Raw genomic sequence first — 19,101 nt, forward strand, 5'->3', positions numbered from 1 at the left:
TCTATGTCTTTCGTAAAAATTACATTGGCTTCCGCAACTTTTATTTTTCTGAGTACCAGTATTTTTATTCCATTGGTTTATTGGACCCTTGCACTTTTTGCTCCAACGCTTGACTTTCAAAAAGTTGCTTCGCGTACCATGTTGATAACAGTGATTCTTTTTAGCTGTTTTCTGTACAAACGTTTTGCTATTGGTCGCGATCGTTTGGGATATGCCCATTTCTCACGCCCAGTGTTCCGCAACATGCTCATCAGCGCTTTTTGTGGAGCCGCCATCATATCCATTTTATATATCACCCAACACTTGCTGGGGGCGAGAATTTTAGAAAAAGAATTTCGTCACACCGTCTTTTTCTCCGCCTTCGTCTCTGCTTTTCTAGTTTCCATCATTGAGGAAACTATTTTTCGTGGTTTAGTTTACTCCGCCTTAGAAAATAATTTTAATACAAAAATTGCCATCGCACTCTCTGCGGCGTTTTATTCCATCGTCCATTTCTTCAAGGCCAAGGACGGATATTTTGATGTTGTCACCTGGAAATCAGGCTTTTTAGCATGGTATAAAATTTACCAAAATATCACCGATGGGCATATCATGAGTTCGGTTCTTTGTTTATGGGCTTTGGGAATTTGTTTTGCATTAATACGCAAAATTTCCGGTCATATATTCTATTGTATCGGTTTCCATTTCGGGATCGTCTTTGCCCTCAAAATGGCTTCTGAGTACACCAAGCGTGTCACAGACTATGAATATACATGGTTTGTTCGTGGTGATGTGCCCATCGCAAGTTATTTAACATTTTTTTTGTTGCTCTTTGTCATCGTTATATTACTCGTCATCATTAAATTGCGCAACACACCTGCTGTGCCGCAAAAACGTTTTCTAGGTGTTTGGCTACTATTTGTTTTTATGTGTGGTTTATGGGTTTCGCAACTTCAGAACACAATATACCTTTTTAATCCGCGTTATTTCCATAGAATACAAATAAACGATAAATACCGTAAAAAACGCCAGAGAATCGTCGTCAAAAAAGATGTACCCATTCGTATAAATGGTATTACAGCCTCTACAGAACCTTTGGCCAATGTAGAAATTCGTTTTAGAGGCAAAAGTTATCTTCCGAAAAAAAACGCTTTGCCAAATTTTGTAGACACAAATCGCCATAAATACAATGATTTCTGTCGTAGACATCGCAAAAGGCAACTTCCCGAGTTTAGTCCGAACTACACTTACAGTCTCCAAATTGAAACAAAAAATATTCCACGAGGACTTTACGAAGTACACATAGGTACTACGTTTCACAACAACACCAATACCGATTACTTTATTTATTACTACATTCGCATCAAATGATACAAAACAATGAAAAGGAAATGTCATGAAGTTTATATTGATTTTTTACTTATTTTTTGCACCAATTCTTTTTGCAAATGAAGATTTAAAAAACGATCTGCATACCTTTCTCGACGCTTGGCACCATGCTGCTGCAGTTGCTGACGAGAAAAAGTTTTTTGGGAGTATGGATAAAGACAGCATCTATATTGGTACGGACGCCACAGAGCGCTGGAGCAAAGACGTTTTCCAAAAATGGTGCCAATTTGCCTTTGCGCGTAAATCGGCGTGGACGTTCATCCCTTTGGAAAGGAAGCTCTACTTCTCTGAAAGTAGTAAAATTGTGTGGTTTGACGAAACACTTGATACCTGGATGGGAATTTGTCGTGGTTCTGGAGTGTTAGAACGTAAAAATGACCGGTGGAAAATAAAACATTATCACTTGGCGGTGACAATTCCTAACGAACTTATTACAGAGTTTACAGATCTTGTCAAACAAGATCCATATCTACCAGTAACAAATTTCGATGATACGCGCAATGCCAACAAAGACTTGGCATATGCTATTTTACAAGCCAAAAAAACCGCAAAAAAAATTCTTATTGTCGTGGGCGAAAAACAGGAAAATAAGTGCGATGAGTTTTTTTCTTACACAAGTGGTGACTCGAAAATCCAAGATTACCTTGCCAAACATTATATTGTTCTGTGTATACGTAGCGCCGAAAAAAAATTACTTCGTCGCTTTATGACGAATATTGCATCTCCGTCTTGGTGTATCATCGATGACAATGCTCAAAAAATAAAAACGGCCTCTCACCATGATCTAACACAAAAACAACAATATGATGCACAAAAAATCATGTCGTTCTTAAAAGTAAAGTAAACGTCGTTGTAGTAGACATGTGGCAATCCAATTTTTTCGGGTTCGGGCTTGGGCTTGGGCTCGGAATTATTTTATATCCAATTCTTTAATTTTATTGTAAAAAGAAGCGCGTCCCATTTTTAGAATAGCCGCTGCTTGGCTGCGATTTCCTTTTGTTTTTTTCAGTGCATATAAAATGGCATTTTTGGTAACAATATCGACTAAGTCTTTGAGGGATTTGGCCGAAACAGAGGTGTCAATTTCGCTAAGAATTTCTTCGACAAAATTATTGGGTAGTGTGGGGCGCTCTTTTTTACTCCACAACACATCATGAGTAATGACATTCGAAGTCGAGAGGGTCACAGAGCGCTCAATGGCGTTTTCTAACTCGCGAATATTACCTGTCCAGTTGTGTTTTTTAAGTTCCTCTATTGCCTGCGGAGTAATACTTTCAATATTTTTACTGTTCTTCTCGTTGTATTTCTTAATAAAATGCGTCACGAGTAACGGCAAATCTTCTAAGCGGTCGCGCAGTGGTGGTACATGCAACTCAATAACAGCAAGACGGTAGTATAAATCTTCGCGAAACTTTTTTTCCTCAATCGCTTTTTTTAAATCGACGTTGGTACTGGCGATCACGCGAATATTTACTTTTCGATACTTCGTACAACCAACCGGTTTATATTCTCTCTCTTGTAAAACCCGTAGTAGCTTAATCTGGAGAGGCATGGGCATATCGCCAATTTCATCTAGAAGTAGCGTACCATTGTTTGCCACCTCAAAAATGCCCTCTTTGTAGTCCATTGCTCCGGTAAAAGCCCCCTTCACATGGCCAAATAACTCATTTTCTAACAAGTTTTCGCTAAATGCCGCGCAATTGATCGGAACAAACTCCGCTTTATGCCTAGGGCTGTTGTTGTGAATTGCTCTGGCAATAAGCTCTTTTCCTGTTCCACTTTCTCCTTGAATTAATATTGTTGCTGAAGATGGTGCGGCGCGCTGCAGGATGTTAAACAGCTTCTTCATTGCCTTACTTTGCCCGATAATTTCCTTACAATTCGCGTCTATTTCAGGAGCAATATTTTTCCGATATTCAGCTTCGGTAATCGCATTGCGAATCGCATCAAGAATATAGTTGCGACTAAAAGGCTTTATAATATATTCAACAGCTCCGCTCTTAACGGCATTTACCGCACTTTCTATTGTTCCATAACCTGTAACAACAATAAAGGGAATGTAGTACATCAAACTATTTAGATAGGCTAACAAGTCCAACCCACTCCCATCTTGTAAATTCAAATCTGCAACAACGAGGTCAACGCTCTCGTCAATTACCGTCATCGATTCTTTCATCGTTGAACAAGTGACAACATTGTAATCTTTTTCTAAAATTCTTTGGAATAACCGCAATACTTTGGTGTCATCGTCTATTACAAGAACTTTTTTTGTCATTTTTTCATCTCTATAATCAATTCGCAACTTAGCATTTGTTTTTCATTTGAATGAGAAAACTGTACACCCTTTTGCTGTAGGTATCTTCGTAAATTTTCAATATCCCCCGCAAAAGAATTTACGAAACATGTATGGAATAAAATTTTAAATTGCGGTGTAGTATGAATCTCCATGGCAACCGTGCATTTTTTTTGAGAAATTCTAAGTAAGCATAGCAATGTACATAGTAAAATCATACTCAGCTTGTACGCCTCGTTCTCCACAAGCATTGTTGGCGAAAAACTCTCCACTTTCCATGTGATCATTTTTTTACGCAATCGAAGAGAAATCATTTGTTCCACACACTCAATTACGAATCCAATGTCTGTATACATGGCTTCTCGCGAACCATCGTGGAAGCTCCGCACATATTTCACAATCGAGATACATTTATGAATTTCTTCCTCGATAATTTTCATATCTTCGTAAAATTTTTCTTCTGTGGACATTTCTTCAAGTACGCTCTCGATAAAACCAAGCATCACTTGCAAAGGATTATTCATCTCATGAATCAAATCCAAAGAAACATCGGTAATAGCTGCTTTTTCTTTTAAAGAAACTATGTGATCCAAAGAATGCTCTGTGGTAATCATTTTATAAAGCCGTTGTTTATAGAATAACTTGTCAATGATATCCTCGGTAGAAAAAGTATTGGGCAACCATTCAATATCAGGCTCTAAAGCTAAAAATGCCATTCCTAGGTGATGCGCAATAACTTCAATTCCATCGTAACATTCATCTCCTGAAAATATAAAAATATCTGGTTGTTTTTTGAGAATTTTCTGCCAGTTTTTTTCAGATGTTTTCTTTATAGAGCTCCCGGGAAAATGTTTTTTGACTACTTTCGATAAGTCTTGTAATTCTATGGCAATCAATATTTGCATGATAATCTCAAAAAAAAAACACGTCTGTAAGCAATTGGTATACAATTGCAGACGTGTTTTCAACATTTAGTTAGATGTATAACAATTTCAAAATTACGAGAATTTTGAAATGATAAACGTTGCTGCTGCTGTTAAGCAAACAAGAACTAAACCAAGTAAATATAAAGGAATAGGATTGTCCTCATCCTGATCGCGAATAAGTCGATCCACATATGCATTAAGAGGTAGTTGTTCTACGATCAACTCTCCATTCTTAACATTTACATAGGTTTTTGTCGCTACTTGGTCAGGACTATCATTGTCCGCCTTGGTATAAAACGTTTCATCCGCAATATCATACCGTAGGCTTTTCAAATGATCGAGGCGTTCTTTATAATTTTCGACAGTCTTCTTCAAATTTTGAATAAGAGCTGAACGGTCTTGTTTTCTCTGTACAGCGGTTCCCATTAATGGGTGTTTGTTCAATTCCTCTTCGGACAAATATTTTTCATCCGCGGTATCTGTACTAGTATCTGTATTAAGAATGTCAAAAAGAGTGCGTGGTAACATGTGAAAATTCCAATCGGTTAATGACACACCTTTATTTTTGTCACTCACCATGTCACTATACGTAGGAAGAAACACTTTACCGGCAAAATACTCTGCTAGTTTTTTTTGTGCTTGATCTGATTTTCCTTGAGAAAGCAACTTTTTGCATTCTTCGCGAAGCTGTTTATTATATCTATACTTCTGTTCTGTTACTCCGCGATGGAAACCATCTTTGGCATAGATACTTTGATCGTTTTGCGCGAATAGAGAAATTGTCAACATACAAGAAATGAGTAGTGTAGCAATATATTTCATGGTATCTACTAGCTAGTAACTAGTCTCCAAAAACGTATGTTAAACTTGTTTTACTAAACGTAAGTCTTATCTTCTTCTTCTTTTTTCACCATCGCGCTTTAGTCTACGCCAAACTAATTGTTTCTTTAGTTTGCTTTGAGCGACTTTTTTGTTACCGCCATACACCATATAAGTTGGACGGACATACTCATATGTTATATCTGTAAACCAACCTGTAAGAGGTGTATCCACTGTTTTTATGTTATTAATCATCAATACACCTGTCCAAAGCATGGCAATTGTACTGAGAATTAAAAATGTCACAGCAGTTGGGCTTAATTCTAATGTAGGAGCGACAACAACTGTTGCTCCAGGAAGTTGCTCAATGGTACCTGCATCGCGTTGATCAATTTGTCCTGTTGGTTGATCATCAACAGCAAGTTGGTCAAATGAAGAATCATCATCTACTGGTACAGTTTCGTCACCAGCTCCAGAATCGGCAAAACCAGTGTCAAAGTCGGCACTTTCAATAATGTCTGAATCCATATCTAAAGGTTCAGTTTGCAGTCCCGTATCTGACTCAATAAATGTTTCACCACTAGAGTCTCCACTTACGTCTAAAAGCTCTCCCGAAGAGTCAATGAGAACATCATCAGATGATTCAAGAACGTAAGAACCACTGTCTTCTTCAAAAGTGAGTTCTTCGGTAATTGTTTCTGATGCAGATGAAGAATCATCAAAATCAGAAGAAGAAAAGTCTACTGTTGGCACTGTAGTAGAGCTAGAATCTCCACCATCTAAGTCGTCTATATCTAGTAAGGTTTCAGAGGTATCCTCTTCTACTAAAAGTACTTCGCTGTCTTCCGAAGAATCATCAGGCTCTCCAGATGGAAGAATAATAGTCGGTTCGGTCATTCTTCCTTTTTTGAGGCCGTCGATATCAGACTTTTTGAACTTCATTTTGTCTTCATCGCGAAAAGCTCTAATTTCACCTTCCGAAACAAGTCTTTTCAGTTCATCTTCTTCCATCTGGAGTTCTTTTAAGACTTTTTCGAAAGAGTAATATTCCATTGCCACAGGCCAAACCCTTTCTAAATGAATAATTTCGTATACATGACTATTTGTTTGGATACCTTCCGCAGAAATGAAAATTCGTGGCTGAATTTTTGTTTTGGCGGAGCATATTTTTGCAAACAAAATAGTTAGATATTCTATAAAGTTGTAGTACATTGTACCTAAATAAATATTTTTTGCAAATAACAAATTTGTAGAATCTGTTTGAGTGATGGGTTTATAGAACTTGCCTATGGTGGTGTGGTTGTAAATTGTAGATAAGAAGTATTTTCGAGGGTTTGATGCGATTACATAGAAAAAAATAGAGACGGGTCGCCTCTATTTTTCATGACTAACTATTTATTTTTTTTGTTAATCTTTTCCAATTCTCTTTCCACGCGATTTGGAGAAAGTTGCGAACGGTCGTTTAAACGAACGATTTTAAAATCGTGCTTAATACGACGTGCGGCAGTAAACTTAATACGATTTCCTTCTCTTTCAGGTATGTAAAGAGCAAGAGATGGAGAGTGATCGGTTTCATTGGTTTTGATGATCCATAGACCAGAAAATGCGTTGGAAACAGCACCAGTTACAGCGATATAACCATTTGCCGAACCGTTTGTACCGCCAGCAGCCGCTTGAGCCATTACCGGAGTCGGCTCAGAGAGGACGATAATATTCCATGCCAAAAGACCTACGATAACACCGAAAACAAATGTAAGGACGAGTTGATTTTTTTGCGACATAACACAATCCTTTCTTGTGAGATTAAAATGAAATTTCTATCATACTGATGATATTTGAATAATATCATTTGTCAAGAACATCTAAAAATAATTGTTCAATCCAATTCCCCCCCCATTTTCGATTCTGTTCCTTTTATTTCCTCAGCATCCGACAAAATAAAAACGGAATCTCCACTAGGATTTGAATCATAGAGTGTTTCGTATATTTTGCATCAACTTTTGAAAAAATCCAAGTTTATCCTCTCCTTCCTCACTTTCACAAGACAGCGGTTTCCCCAAAGTTAGTTTCACAGCATCAAAATTTATATGTTAACGTCGCGTAATTTCCAGGGAAGCAACACGACGGGTGTAACAAAAAACTTGACGCCTAGCATAAAAAACAGTATTATAGGTAGCATAAATAGAGCGTTTTAACGCAGTCTACATGCCCTCGGACATGTAACCCATACCATTTTATCTTATGACATATTTTTACATGTTAAGTGTCATCATTCACAGTTTGTTTAATGATACTGTTTGTGGGTACTTTTTACATGTCGCGAAATCATTTCTGATCCAAGGGAGTACCGTGAATAAAATAGAGTTGGTTGCAGACCCTAGAGATGGACTTCAGGGATTAAACTATCCCCTTGATAATCAAAAATATGTAGAACATCTCATACACATTGCCGAATCTGGTTTCAAGCACATCATGATTGGTAGTATGATCAATCCACACTTGGTCCCAGCAATGGCAGGTTCAGAGGCCAGAGCGATCCTGTTTTTCGAGAAATACCCTGCTCCAGAACTGAAAAGGCAAATTCTCGTTTTTCGTCCATATGGAAAATACATGGATAAAGCGGAGGCTTTAATCGAAAAGAAAGCAGCAAATAGCATTGCGTACACTCATTCTCTATCTGGAGAATTTTTGTATAATAACAATGGTATTGGTCGTAAAGAATTTCCCACTTACTCCGATGAAAGTCGTCAAAAAATCATCGAGGAATCTCGTGAAATTGTAAAACAGTTTACGCAAAAAAGTCAGAAATTTGGTACGAGTTTAGATGTGCATATGTCTAAAGTCACACACCAACTGTCTGATGTGGAAATTCGTCCAAAGCTGCTAGCAGAAATAAAGGAAGAGTTTATCATCCTTGCTGAAATTACCAAAGATGTTGAAGGACGTATTGTTTTTTCTGACACAAGTGGAGAGGCCACACCGGAAAACATCAAGCCTTTGATGCAAACAGCAGTGGATGCCATTTTAGAAAACAATATTCAAAAACCCATTGGACTGCATCTCCATACAAATCCTAAAAACAACGATGTTTTAAGCGACTTGTTATTATCGTGTTTAGAACCACTCAAGCAAATCGAAAACACTGTTAGTTTTGATATTGGATTTGGTGGAATAGGTGGATGTCCTTTTGACTCCAAAAACCCCAAAGCAAATCTTCAAGTAAAAAACATTTTACAAACACAAAGCGTGTTAAATGAGTTTGGAGTGGAAGTTTTGCCTTCTCTAGATATGAAAAATATTGAAATGTTGGATGAAGAAATTCTGGCTTTTGTCAACGAAAAAACGGATAGCAAACAAAAAACCATTTTCGAAAGATTCAAAAGTCTCTTTGGAGTTGAATGACCAGACAGAAATTCTGTCCAGCCATTTGATAGCCAGTTTTACCTGGCTATCAAGTTTACTATTTAGTCCAAACAGCATAACCATTTCCGGAAGTAGATAGTTTCCAATCGCTTCCAGGCGACCAGTTTCCACCACCTATTTTCATCGCGACTTTTCCGTCGATGATCGCAGCATAAACACCACTATCTGCCTTTTGAATATCCACTTTACTTACAGAGGAGATATGGTGCTCTTTGCGCAACTGAATCAACTTCGCAATTTCTTTACCTTGCGGCCAGTCAAAATAATGCACCCAGTAAACACAAGGTATTCCAGGATGAGTTAAGATATAGCAATACCCTTGCATCAATTTTTCACCAGGAAATGGCCAGTGGTTTTGCCCACCGTCTGGACTTGGACCAGTGTCGTGATTATCAATGAAAGTCACTGCGCGTTGTGGCCACCATCCAATGAGCCCCACAGGTTTTCCATTATTATCACGAAGCCGCCAATATTCACTGTTGCGTACAGCCAACTGCAAAATTCCTTTGGTAGTAAAATCAAATGCTGCGGAAGTTGCATCGCTATCATCAATCCAGTCACAAAGTTGTTGACGGTGAGGATCAGGATTGTTCACATCAAGGTTATCCCACAACTCTCCGACAGAAAAACTAGGCTGCATCGCTTCATTGTATATTTTATTATACTTTGCCGCATAACCTTTTACATAGTCGTAACGAACGCCATCATAGCCGATGGTATTTTTCAGCCACAGCATCCACTCGATAATGCTTTTCTGAACATACTCTTTTGTATGATCTAAGTCACGGGCAGCTCCATATCGATCTCCGGTGTCAAAGTTTCCTTTAGCCCCTTGCCATTCATCATCACGGCAAACAGCATCACTTCCCCAGTCAGGATTGGTAAAGTCTGCCCAATTTTTCGTCCCCACTCTGTGGTTAATCACAATATCAGCGATGGCTTTTACATTGTGTTTATGTAAATTTTTAATCGCACTTTGCAATTGTTGTTGACTACCATAGTTGGAGTTTTGCAAATACAATTGGTGTGGCAAATAACCTTCTTTACTCGCCGCCGCAGAAGAGGGGGGAAACCATACCATCGTAAAGCCGGCTTTAGCGATCTCTGCTGCCTTGCTTTCGATAACACCCCACCACGGTTTTGTGGTATGTGAATTCCAATGAAATCCTTGTAGGATAACATCTTCACTTTCTTTCTTCCAATCATCAGCGGTGACAATACCTGTAAAGCACATCACCAAAAGAATTGCTGTGATTTTCTTAATTGCGTCTTTCATAAACAAAGACCTCCCTGTTTTACTGTTGTCCAATTCTTGCGAATTTGGCTACGCAGCAGGATTTATCCACCCACGATAAAACCATTATAACGATTCGTACTCTTTAAAGCCGTAACAAGTTTTTCCGGAACTAATGTTTCATTTCCTGTAACATACGCCATTTTTGAGCCATAATCAACAATTACTTTTTCAACCCCTGAAACTTCAGAGAGTATGCTCTTAACACGAGCAACACAACTTGTGGCTCATGTCATCCCAGTAATTTTTAATGCCACGACTTGCTCTTGCGCAGCCTGCTCATTGTTCTCTGCCATAACTTCTTGCTCTGGCAAATTTTCGTTGCGCACTTCTTGCGAGGCACATCCTAAAAACATGCTTACGAAGACAAAAATAATGAATAATTTACTCACAGTTGAAAACTCCTTGATGAAGTAAAATGAAATATCTTTTTTGATATCAATACCTTACTGATTTTACCATTTTGGTGGTATTGACAAAAAATAAAAAATAAATATAATGGCCCGCCTCAAAAAAAGACCTAAAAATTTGCAGAGTGATTAAGGGTATTTATACCTTTAACAATTCTAACAAAAGAAAGGAGATGCGAGAAGCTTTTATCTCACTTTGTTGTTGAAAAGTATTTATACATTTATGAGATATGTTCTCGTAACAATGCAAATGAAAGACACCAGCCATTTTGAAAAAACCGATATCACCTGGATTTTATCGGATGAAAAAACAAAAGAAATACAAAAAAAACATGGTAAAAAATCCCATACGCAAGCTATAAAAGCGAAGCAAGCGTACCTCGACGGTAATTTTTCAGGTGCGTTTTCTGATTTCAAAAAACTAGCCAATGCTCACAAAGAAGAAGAAGCCTTCACTCTCGCTACAGCATCTAGTGCTATTGAAGGTAAAAACGCCAAGGCTTTCAAAGAGTGGAAAAAGAAACTTGCTCCACACTACCAGTGGTACTTTGACGGTGTTGTCGCCGACATCGAAGGAGACCCCAAACACGCGATCATTTGCTACGAGAAGTCCACACAAGAAAATGAAAGTTTTGTTCCAGCAATCTATCGCCTTGCATATTATTACGATTTATATGGTAATGAAACCATTGCGATCAAACTTTACGAAAAATGTATTCCTCTTCGTCCACTACATACCAATATTTTAATGAATCTTGGTATTCTATATGAAGATTTAGGACAATATGAGAAAGCCGTCGAGTGCTATGAAAAAATACTTGATCGCTATCCTGAAAACGCCCGCGCTAAATTATACCTAAAAGACGCAAGATCTTCGATGACAATGTATGTTGACGAAGAAAAAGAAAAACTCAAAGATCAACGCAACGAAATTCTATCTACCCCGATTACTGACTTTGAACTTTCGGTACGTAGCCGCAATTGCTTGAACAAAATGAAAATCAAAACTTTAGGTGATTTGATCAAGAAAAGCGAAGCAGAACTACTATCTTATAAAAACTTCGGTGAAACCTCTCTTGCAGAAATAAAAGAAATTTTGGGCAAAAAAGGTTTGTCTCTCGGTATGGAATCCGATAAATTTTTGGAGCCAAAGAAAAAAGACATCAAACCTTTCGCTCTCATTAAAGATAATAAAGACGAATCGCTACTATCAAAGACCATCGCCACACTGGAACTGTCCGTTCGTAGCCGCAAGTGTTTGTCAAAAGTAGGTGTCAAAAGTATTGGTGACTTGATCAATCATACAGAACAAGACCTACTAGGATGCAAAAACTTTGGACAAACTTCTATGCAAGAAATAAAAAAGAAGTTAAATGACATGGGACTTGCTTTAAAAACCTAGATCATTATGTGGTGCCCGAGATTCACGCCCGCGGCGTTTATGACATAAAACCAAGCACAAATGCTCTAAAATAAAAGCTTACAACACCGTGTTGTATAGAACTACAAAATCAAACCCGGCTGTCATCCCTGCGAAAGCAGGGATTCAGCGTCTACAAGTCAACTTTACATTGCTGGTTTCCCACTTACGTGGGAATAACATAGATTTATAAATCTTTATTGAGAAGAGTTTACTTCTAAAACCAACGGCTCCAACGATTCTAATTAACTGTCGTCAATAACAATATTGAGAGAATACATTGAAACAAAAAATTTTAGTTGTTTTCGGTACACGCCCAGAAGCAATCAAGATGATCCCTGTTATAAAAGCTCTACAGAAAAGAAACAGTAAAATTTATATTTGCGTCACAGGACAACATCGCGAGATGTTAGATCAAGTTCTACAGTTTTTCGACATCCAACCTGACTTTGATCTCAATGTAATGTCTCCCAACCAAGACCTTTCCACACTCACCAGTAAAATTATTCTCCAATTAAAAGATATTATCAGCAAAATAAAACCGCACTGGGTTGTTGTACAAGGAGACACAACCACAACATTTTGCGCAGCCCTTTCTGCTTTCTACCACAAAATACCAGTAGCGCATATTGAAGCGGGTTTAAGAACGGGAGATCCCTACAAGCCGTGGCCAGAGGAAGTCAACCGCAAATTGGTCACACACATTGCTAAAATACACTTTGCCCCGACAAACGAAGCCAAAAGCCATCTAATAAAGGAGGGAGTGAATCAAGAAAGTATACATGTCACTGGCAACACTTCGATTGATGCGTTACTAGATTCTGTTAAGGTGGTAGAGAAAATGCCCAAAAAGTTTGCCACAAAATACCAATTGAATACACAAAAGAAAATTATCCTGGTGACGGGGCATCGTCGCGAAAACTTTGGTAAGGGCTTAGAAGAAATATGCGAGGCGTTAAAAAGTATCGCTTTGAAATACGATGGTGTGCACATCATCTACCCGGTACACCCCAATCCAAATGTGCAAAAAACAGTAAACGATATCTTAGCAAATCAATCGCGTATTCAATTAATAGAACCTCTATCGTATCCACAATTTGTGTACCTCATGACGAAATCGTATTTCATCATCACCGATTCGGGAGGAATTCAAGAAGAGGCGCCTTCACTAAATAAACCAGTACTGGTAACAAGAGAATCTACAGAAAGGCAAGAAGTGGTAAATTGTGGAGCGGCATACCTTGTAGGAACGAGCAAAGAAAAAATCATGGAAAAAGTAGGTAATTTACTGGAAGACAAAAAAATGTATGACGCGATGTCCACAGTAAGTAACCCATATGGCGACGGAAATGCCGCCGAAAAAATAGCGAATATTCTCTTACAAATCAGAGTCTATTAACGATTTTTTAAATTCCGCCACATAACCTCCAGGGTTTCAAATATTGTTTTGAAAATCTTCAGTTTAGAGGCACTTGGTTTGCGATCATATCGCAAATCTAGCGCAACCTCTCTCATCTTTGCCCCTTGTTTTCTTAGGTGCAACAAGATCTCCACCATACAAGAAAAACCTTGTTGTGACACAAACTCCCCATTGTACTTATCGATAAGCTCTTTCAAGGAAGAACAACGGTAGGCTCGATAACCACATGTAAAATCCCGCACATTTTTTGTCGGAAACAACACGCAAAATAAGAACGAGGCGGTGTTGCTCAAAACTTTCCTATAGAACGGAACACCGGATATACGACTTCCAGCAACATAGCGACTCGCAATGATGACATCAAAACCTTCTTCAATATGTGTCAACATCTGTGGAATAAGTTGCGGAGGATGGGTAAAGTCTGCATCCATGGCAACAACAACGTCATCGCTATTGGCAAGACTACTTGCTTTTACCAAACCCAATTGTATTGTTTTGGCAAGTCCACAGTTTTGCGGTTGGTTCACAAGTAATATAGGTTGCCTACTAGCATAGTCTTTGGTAATATTTTCAGTGTTATCTGTACTGCCATCATTGACTACAATTATCTCATACTCCAAATTATTTTGGCGCAAACACGAATCAATAGCCTCAAAAAGAGGAGGTAGTGCAAGTTCCTCATTGTATGCTGGTAAAACAATCCAAACTTTCATCAATTTGTGGCGAGGATACCCCGACTTCTATAAGTTGGGGAGGAATCGCCACTCGGACGCGAATGCGCGAAGCATGAGCACGATGCCTTTTTCAATCTCGCATCTCCTTTCTGGAAATAAAAATATCCATCAACTTGTTGTATCAACTGACAATAACGATAAGAAATACCTTGTACTGTAGAATTATTCGTTTTGATATTGAAATATCCGTTAGATCTTACGGCAACGCGACCAACATAAACACCCTTTTTCTTACCTTTCGTCACAACGGCTTTTACGATGTCACCCGTTTGAAAGTCTTTTGCCCTTTTTTGACTTTTCGCTGTTGTACGAGGAAATCCAAATTGATCTACGCGACACATTTGCCTACTGCCCCTACCTTGAGACTGAATACCCAAAGGTATTAGGTCTTGAGAAATAGTTACATTCTCTCCACTCTCTCCTGCACAGGCAGCATCAATCCAGTGTTGTTTGTTGAATCCGTTGTGTCGACGATTTGCTTTTGTCTTTCCTCCACTTGCAAATTCTACATCCATACCAAGTTTCTTTAACTGGTTGCCGATGACGTAGCGTGTTGTGTTGATACTTGCAGCATCGCGCAGTGTTTTTTTGCTATAAGACACAATTTTCTGTAATCTTTTGTTATCTTTGCTTAGAAATTCGTGGATATCACCATTACCTTTGTTTTCGTTGCACTTACGACAACTAATGGTCAGATTAGATACACGATTACTTCCGCCTTTACTTCGCGGATGAATGTGATCTATCTCCAATGCAACATTTTTTGCATCGCAATAGGCGCATTGATGATTCCATTTGTAAAGTAGGTATTCGCGAATTTCGTAGCCAAACAGTGTTCCTTGTTGATACTTGACGCCTGAAATCTCAGGATTTTGTAGCTTCTGGGTATCAAAACGATTTGTTTCTACACACAAGTTGTCAATTGGTGTATAAGTGAGTAGTTTTTTCGTCCAATTAAAGATGTTATCTACTTTTGATTTTAAAGAAGGTGCAATCCATCCTTTTTTCCTTGTACGATTACAGAATCTTGGTGGGCGATATCGTGTTTTACGATTGCGACGACTACGGCGAATTGCACGCCTTTTGCTTAGCAAATCGACTATTTTTTCGCCGCGATGCTCTAGTTCTGCTGCCCAAGTAACGATTGTACCTTTTTGAAAAAATACGACAAGAGCCATTCCCGTAATTTTGCTTCCCGGATCAAACTTGAGTTGCACCTTCTGTAAGTCTCCCTCTGTTCTTTTTTGGAGAATGATGGTAAAGGGTTCTTGTCTGTAGACACTTGCTTTTCTTTCTTTTAACAATTGTCGTGCCCTTGCCGGAGAGCATGGCATTAGAGGTTTTCTATTTTTACTGAGTACAAACACTCTTCTTTGCATCAAAGCTATCTTTCTTTGTAAAGTACCAAATTACTTTGGTTTCTCGGTTTAGAACCGGTAAAGGTCTCCTCGCTAATGTTATGAAACGGTTTTGTATGTTAGTAGCACTGGCTTAACCCACTACACCTGTTTAACTACTAACCGTAGAGTCTGGAGCTGGAGAAGCACCCCAGAGTACCTATATTTTCGTTTCTAACGCTTACCAAATTTGTTACACTTGATACAAGCTGGTCAACAACTGAGCTTACAAGCTCCCACTTCAAGTACCGTTTGGTACTAAGTAGGGGTAGTTGACAATAATCCTTAACTTTCTAGTGTTCGGAGTAGATATGAACCTTCGTAAAAATTGGGGTTGGTTTATTGTAGCAATTTTTTCCATATTAGCAAGCTGGCACTACTTTTTTGGAACGCCACATGTATTGGGTTTAGATTATTTTATCCACCTAACGCAAGCAGATATTGTCAAACAAGGCATTGCAGATGGTATTCCCATACCGGCCTATCATTACCTACATGGCGCAGGAACTACTTTTATTCGTTACCAAGGTATGCTCATTGCACAATTAATGGGTTGGTGCTGCTTTGTAATACAGCTTTTTATCGATATACCTGACACCGCTGTCATCATACTCGTGGGAAGACTTTTTGGTCTACTTCTCAATCTAGGCGCAGGCTTGTCATTTTACTGGGCAGCCAAAAAAATTATAGATGTTTACGGCCAAGAAAAAATACGCTGTACTCCAAGTATCGCAGTAGTTGCTGCTTGTGCATACATATTTGGCTGGTCGCGATGGGGAGTTCTTTTACATGTGGGTTCACTACAAAGAGCAGGCGCTTTAATACTGTTTCCGATTACATTTGCGGTATTTCTGACACTACTACATCGCCCCCTCAAGAAAAACGAACAAGTGATTATGGCCATATCGACATCGCTATGCATTATGTGCCATCCAGGAAGCTTCATATATCTAATTATATTATGTATCATCTACTTTATCGCTTCTCTTATAACCCAACCAAGTGAAGTACTTCAGTGGCAAAAACTCCGCACGATCATTTTGCCAGCGATTATTTCGTTCTGTTTGGCAGCATGGTTTATATTTCCCATGGTACTGGAAAAAGAATACTATGGTATGATGCGTCGCCAACAGCAAACGCAACATCAAGTATCGTGGGGAGAAGTGTTACCTACCAAATATGCCTTGGAGTTCGTCAACCGCGAAAATTGGTTTTCTAATTTGAGCGCAGATCCTGATAACAACGGATCTTTTCTCGGAAGTTTCGGTGGAGTAAATTCGGCCTACTTTGGTATCATTGCGATGTGCATTGCTCTTTTTGGATTTTTCATTTCCAAAAACAATCCTCTCAAACACGTTGCATTAAATGTAATTCTCATGACTCTATTCGTTGCCATCATCATATTTTGGAGAGGTTTCCGACACAATATCTTTCATTTTATAGGGCACCACTTGACATTGCCATTCTATTGGCTAGAGCCACTTTATTTTTGTTTGTGCGCGTGTGTACTCATGGGAGCAATATCTATATCAGAACTATTGCTAAAAATAAAAAAAGAATACACAGTAAATATTGCCATGATTTTTTTAGCGACTATTTTGTGTTTAGATTTTTTCTCTCTGGTGACCTTTAATAAAGCCGCCGGAATGTATTTTCCACAAAACGGTCAAACAAATTCACTGGGTATATCCGGAAACGACAGTGTATTCGATGCCTACGAAATTTTAAAGGACTTACCTCATGGCAGAGTCCTCGACTTACCAAAGTTATTGTTCAACTGCAATAGGTTGTACCATGGACATCATGACGCCCTACCCGAAGAGCCAAATACTGATTGGACAGAGGCAAAATATTATAACGAACAAGTTTTGCAAAAAGAAATTCTAGAAGCGATCCCATTTTCACTGGAATACGGCAATCGTGGGCCACTTACAATAAAATATATACATTCGGATACAAAAGGATTGTCTGATTCGAATTATATTTGGGAATCGAAAAAAGATTGGCAGGGAGCTGCCCACTTAGATATAGGGGTGCCTTTACCACCAGGAAAATTTAAATGCTGGATTGTACTACCAACAATGATTTCCCCACAAACCACAATAGAAACCTTTTACCAAAACGCATCTGTAGGCAAACTACAAGCAAGTACAAAAGGATACCACTACTATATAGTGGTGCCCATAGAAAAAAAAGACCTCAACGCTTCGACAGCCCAAATTAAAATCAAAATAGAGAAAGATACAAAAACAAGCAAAGTTGTTATTGGTGTGATAAAACCATTCATTGCCTATGCAGGTAACTCTCTCGCACATCGTTTATCGATTTTGAATGTCGCGTATGTAGTGCTCAACCGAAAGCATTTTAGAGCGGCAACAGGACAACTAGCAAATTCAAAAGCCATTCGCAAAATACACCAATCGCGAAAGTCGGTTTTGTACAAAAATACCTTAAGTTCACCGGTGATCGTTCCTAGAAAGGTCATGCAAATAAAATCGGATAAACCGTGGGAGTTATTTCATAAAATATCACATCATCCAAACTTCAATCCCCACCAAGTCAGTTTTTTATATGGCGCCAATGGAGTCGAAGATGTGGTGACGGCAAAGAATTGGCAAGAAAAATTAGTGCCTTTATTTTTAAGTAATGCGCTACATCCAAAAGTGGACTGCCAAATAACGTATGACAGCTTACAGAGCATCACCTATGAAATAGAATCAAAACAAAACCAGTTCTTTTTTCCCTCTTTGCGTTACCACCCCAATCTTGTCGCTTTGGTAAATGATAAACCCGTAAAGAAGTATTTAGCACAGGCCGGAATGATCGCAATAAAAATACCCACAGGAAAATGCAAAATAACCATTCACTATCAACACCCTTGGTACGACACATTGGGAAAATGGATTTCACTACTCACCATTTTATTATTGTTTATATACGCCATACACAAAATTCGCCACAAATGAGAAAAATGTAGTTTTCCACTTATCATAAATGTTATCACAACAATGATTTACTAAATATATCTGAACTTACAATTTCATATACAAAACGATTATCGCAATGCTTTACAAAGGACTCTTTTATGAAAAACTTTCTTTATCTGCTACTCGTTTTATCTTCGCTACTTATGGCAGAAGATAAACAAAAAACACCAGAGAATAAGCAACCGGTGGACATTATTGGAATTTGGGACCAATACATTTATTACAACAAAGAAGGAAAAACGGCGTATCATTATGCGGGTACTTTCCAACTTACGAAAGTCAAAGGAAAATACCAAATGAAGCAAGTGGGTACTAAACTACCAGAGCTTATTAATTCTCAAGGAGTCACAGAAATTAAGTTTGATGGCAAGGAGTGGACTTTTTACTCCGATTGGGGACGCTATGGTGTGGGATTTTTTAAATTAAAGATGAAGAAGCGTAACGAATTTGAAGGCTACTCTTATGCGACAGATAGCAAACGTAAACCAACATATAAACTCAGTCCAAATAGATGGATTCGTCACGAATTGTAGGCATAAAAAAAACTCTAATAAGTATCTTTACTTATTAGAGCATAGGGGAGGTCAGAGTTTATTTTCACTAATACTAT

16 protein-coding genes and 1 pseudogene are annotated in these 19,101 nt (G+C 38.4%); 7 read left to right on the forward strand and 10 right to left on the reverse strand.

All coding sequences use genetic code 11. The annotated features are described in order from the left end of the window. The first annotated feature begins 3 nt into the window (after positions 1-3). Both UABAM_RS29515 and UABAM_RS29520 read left to right on the forward strand, forming a co-directional pair. Complete coding sequence (locus UABAM_RS29515; RefSeq protein ID WP_151971584.1) at positions 4-1,350, forward strand: CPBP family intramembrane glutamic endopeptidase; 1,347 nt, start codon at positions 4-6, stop codon at positions 1,348-1,350. A 25-nt stretch (positions 1,351-1,375) separates the two neighbouring features. Then, entirely contained in the window at positions 1,376-2,212 is an 837-nt protein-coding gene (locus UABAM_RS29520) for a nuclear transport factor 2 family protein (protein WP_151971585.1), read from the forward strand. Between the two features lie 66 nt (positions 2,213-2,278). Here UABAM_RS29520 and UABAM_RS29525 read toward each other — a convergent pair whose 3' ends face one another. From UABAM_RS29525 to UABAM_RS29545, 5 genes are all read right to left on the reverse strand, one after another. Then, positions 2,279-3,643: a sigma-54-dependent transcriptional regulator gene (locus UABAM_RS29525; RefSeq protein WP_151971586.1), complete on the reverse strand. Its 1,365-nt coding sequence runs from the start codon at positions 3,641-3,643 to the stop codon at positions 2,279-2,281. Next, the gene (locus tag UABAM_RS29530; RefSeq protein WP_151971587.1) at positions 3,640-4,566 is read right to left on the reverse strand and encodes a sensor histidine kinase; all 927 of its coding nucleotides are present in this window, start codon (positions 4,564-4,566) and stop codon (positions 3,640-3,642) included. Before UABAM_RS29530 ends, UABAM_RS29525 begins: the two co-directional genes overlap by 4 nt. 93 nt (positions 4,567-4,659) lie before the next feature. Beyond that, the gene (locus tag UABAM_RS29535; RefSeq protein ID WP_151971588.1) at positions 4,660-5,409 is read right to left on the reverse strand and encodes a hypothetical protein; all 750 of its coding nucleotides are present in this window, start codon (positions 5,407-5,409) and stop codon (positions 4,660-4,662) included. A 66-nt stretch (positions 5,410-5,475) separates the two neighbouring features. Beyond that, positions 5,476-6,618 (reverse strand): hypothetical protein, encoded by a 1,143-nt coding sequence (locus UABAM_RS29540; RefSeq protein ID WP_151971589.1) that lies wholly within the window; start codon positions 6,616-6,618, stop codon positions 5,476-5,478. Positions 6,619-6,797: 179 nt separating this feature from the next. Continuing rightward, complete coding sequence (locus UABAM_RS29545) at positions 6,798-7,187, reverse strand: hypothetical protein (RefSeq protein ID WP_151971590.1); 390 nt, start codon at positions 7,185-7,187, stop codon at positions 6,798-6,800. A gap of 568 nt (positions 7,188-7,755) precedes the next feature. On the opposite strand from UABAM_RS29545, the gene UABAM_RS29550 reads away from it, so the two are divergent. Beyond that, positions 7,756-8,808, forward strand: a complete 1,053-nt coding sequence (locus UABAM_RS29550) for a beta/alpha barrel domain-containing protein (RefSeq protein WP_151971591.1) — start codon at positions 7,756-7,758, stop codon at positions 8,806-8,808. A gap of 58 nt (positions 8,809-8,866) precedes the next feature. On the opposite strand, the gene UABAM_RS29555 is transcribed toward UABAM_RS29550, so the two are convergent. The 3 genes and pseudogenes from UABAM_RS29555 to UABAM_RS33600 all read right to left on the reverse strand — a co-directional run bounded on the left by UABAM_RS29555 (position 8,867) and on the right by UABAM_RS33600 (position 10,515). Continuing rightward, positions 8,867-10,105: an alpha-amylase C-terminal beta-sheet domain-containing protein gene (locus UABAM_RS29555; RefSeq protein ID WP_151971592.1), complete on the reverse strand. Its 1,239-nt coding sequence runs from the start codon at positions 10,103-10,105 to the stop codon at positions 8,867-8,869. A gap of 62 nt (positions 10,106-10,167) precedes the next feature. Beyond that, a pseudogene (locus UABAM_RS34305) lies at positions 10,168-10,332 on the reverse strand (heavy-metal-associated domain-containing protein); the annotation flags it as partial. An 18-nt stretch (positions 10,333-10,350) separates the two neighbouring features. Beyond that, positions 10,351-10,515 (reverse strand): hypothetical protein, encoded by a 165-nt coding sequence (locus UABAM_RS33600; RefSeq protein WP_173013649.1) that lies wholly within the window; start codon positions 10,513-10,515, stop codon positions 10,351-10,353. A 241-nt stretch (positions 10,516-10,756) separates the two neighbouring features. Here UABAM_RS33600 and UABAM_RS29565 point away from each other — a divergent pair, with 241 nt between their 5' ends. Together UABAM_RS29565 and wecB are read left to right on the forward strand one after the other, a co-directional pair. Beyond that, complete coding sequence (locus UABAM_RS29565) at positions 10,757-11,935, forward strand: DNA-directed RNA polymerase subunit alpha C-terminal domain-containing protein (RefSeq protein WP_151971593.1); 1,179 nt, start codon at positions 10,757-10,759, stop codon at positions 11,933-11,935. Positions 11,936-12,233: 298 nt separating this feature from the next. After that, a complete protein-coding gene (gene wecB / locus UABAM_RS29570; RefSeq protein ID WP_151971594.1) occupies positions 12,234-13,352 on the forward strand; it encodes a non-hydrolyzing UDP-N-acetylglucosamine 2-epimerase in 1,119 nt (372 codons plus the stop codon). On the opposite strand, the gene UABAM_RS29575 is transcribed toward wecB, so the two are convergent. After that, entirely contained in the window at positions 13,349-14,086 is a 738-nt protein-coding gene (locus tag UABAM_RS29575) for a glycosyltransferase (protein ID WP_151971595.1), read from the reverse strand. The two genes, wecB and UABAM_RS29575, sit on opposite strands and share 4 nt — an antisense overlap. Then, positions 14,086-15,486, reverse strand: coding sequence for an RNA-guided endonuclease IscB (iscB, locus tag UABAM_RS29580; protein WP_151971596.1), 1,401 nt, complete (start codon positions 15,484-15,486; stop codon positions 14,086-14,088). The genes UABAM_RS29575 and iscB overlap by 1 nt, the downstream gene beginning before the upstream one ends. Positions 15,487-15,815: 329 nt before the next feature. On the opposite strand from iscB, the gene UABAM_RS29585 reads away from it, so the two are divergent. Further along, positions 15,816-18,470, forward strand: a complete 2,655-nt coding sequence (locus UABAM_RS29585; protein WP_151971597.1) for a YfhO family protein — start codon at positions 15,816-15,818, stop codon at positions 18,468-18,470. A gap of 119 nt (positions 18,471-18,589) precedes the next feature. Further along, positions 18,590-19,024, forward strand: coding sequence for a hypothetical protein (locus UABAM_RS29590; RefSeq protein WP_151971598.1), 435 nt, complete (start codon positions 18,590-18,592; stop codon positions 19,022-19,024). The last annotated feature ends 77 nt before the right edge of the window (positions 19,025-19,101 follow it).

This window comes from Candidatus Uabimicrobium amorphum (assembly GCF_009002475.1).
Classification (GTDB): domain Bacteria; phylum Planctomycetota; class Uabimicrobiia; order Uabimicrobiales; family Uabimicrobiaceae; genus Uabimicrobium; species Uabimicrobium amorphum.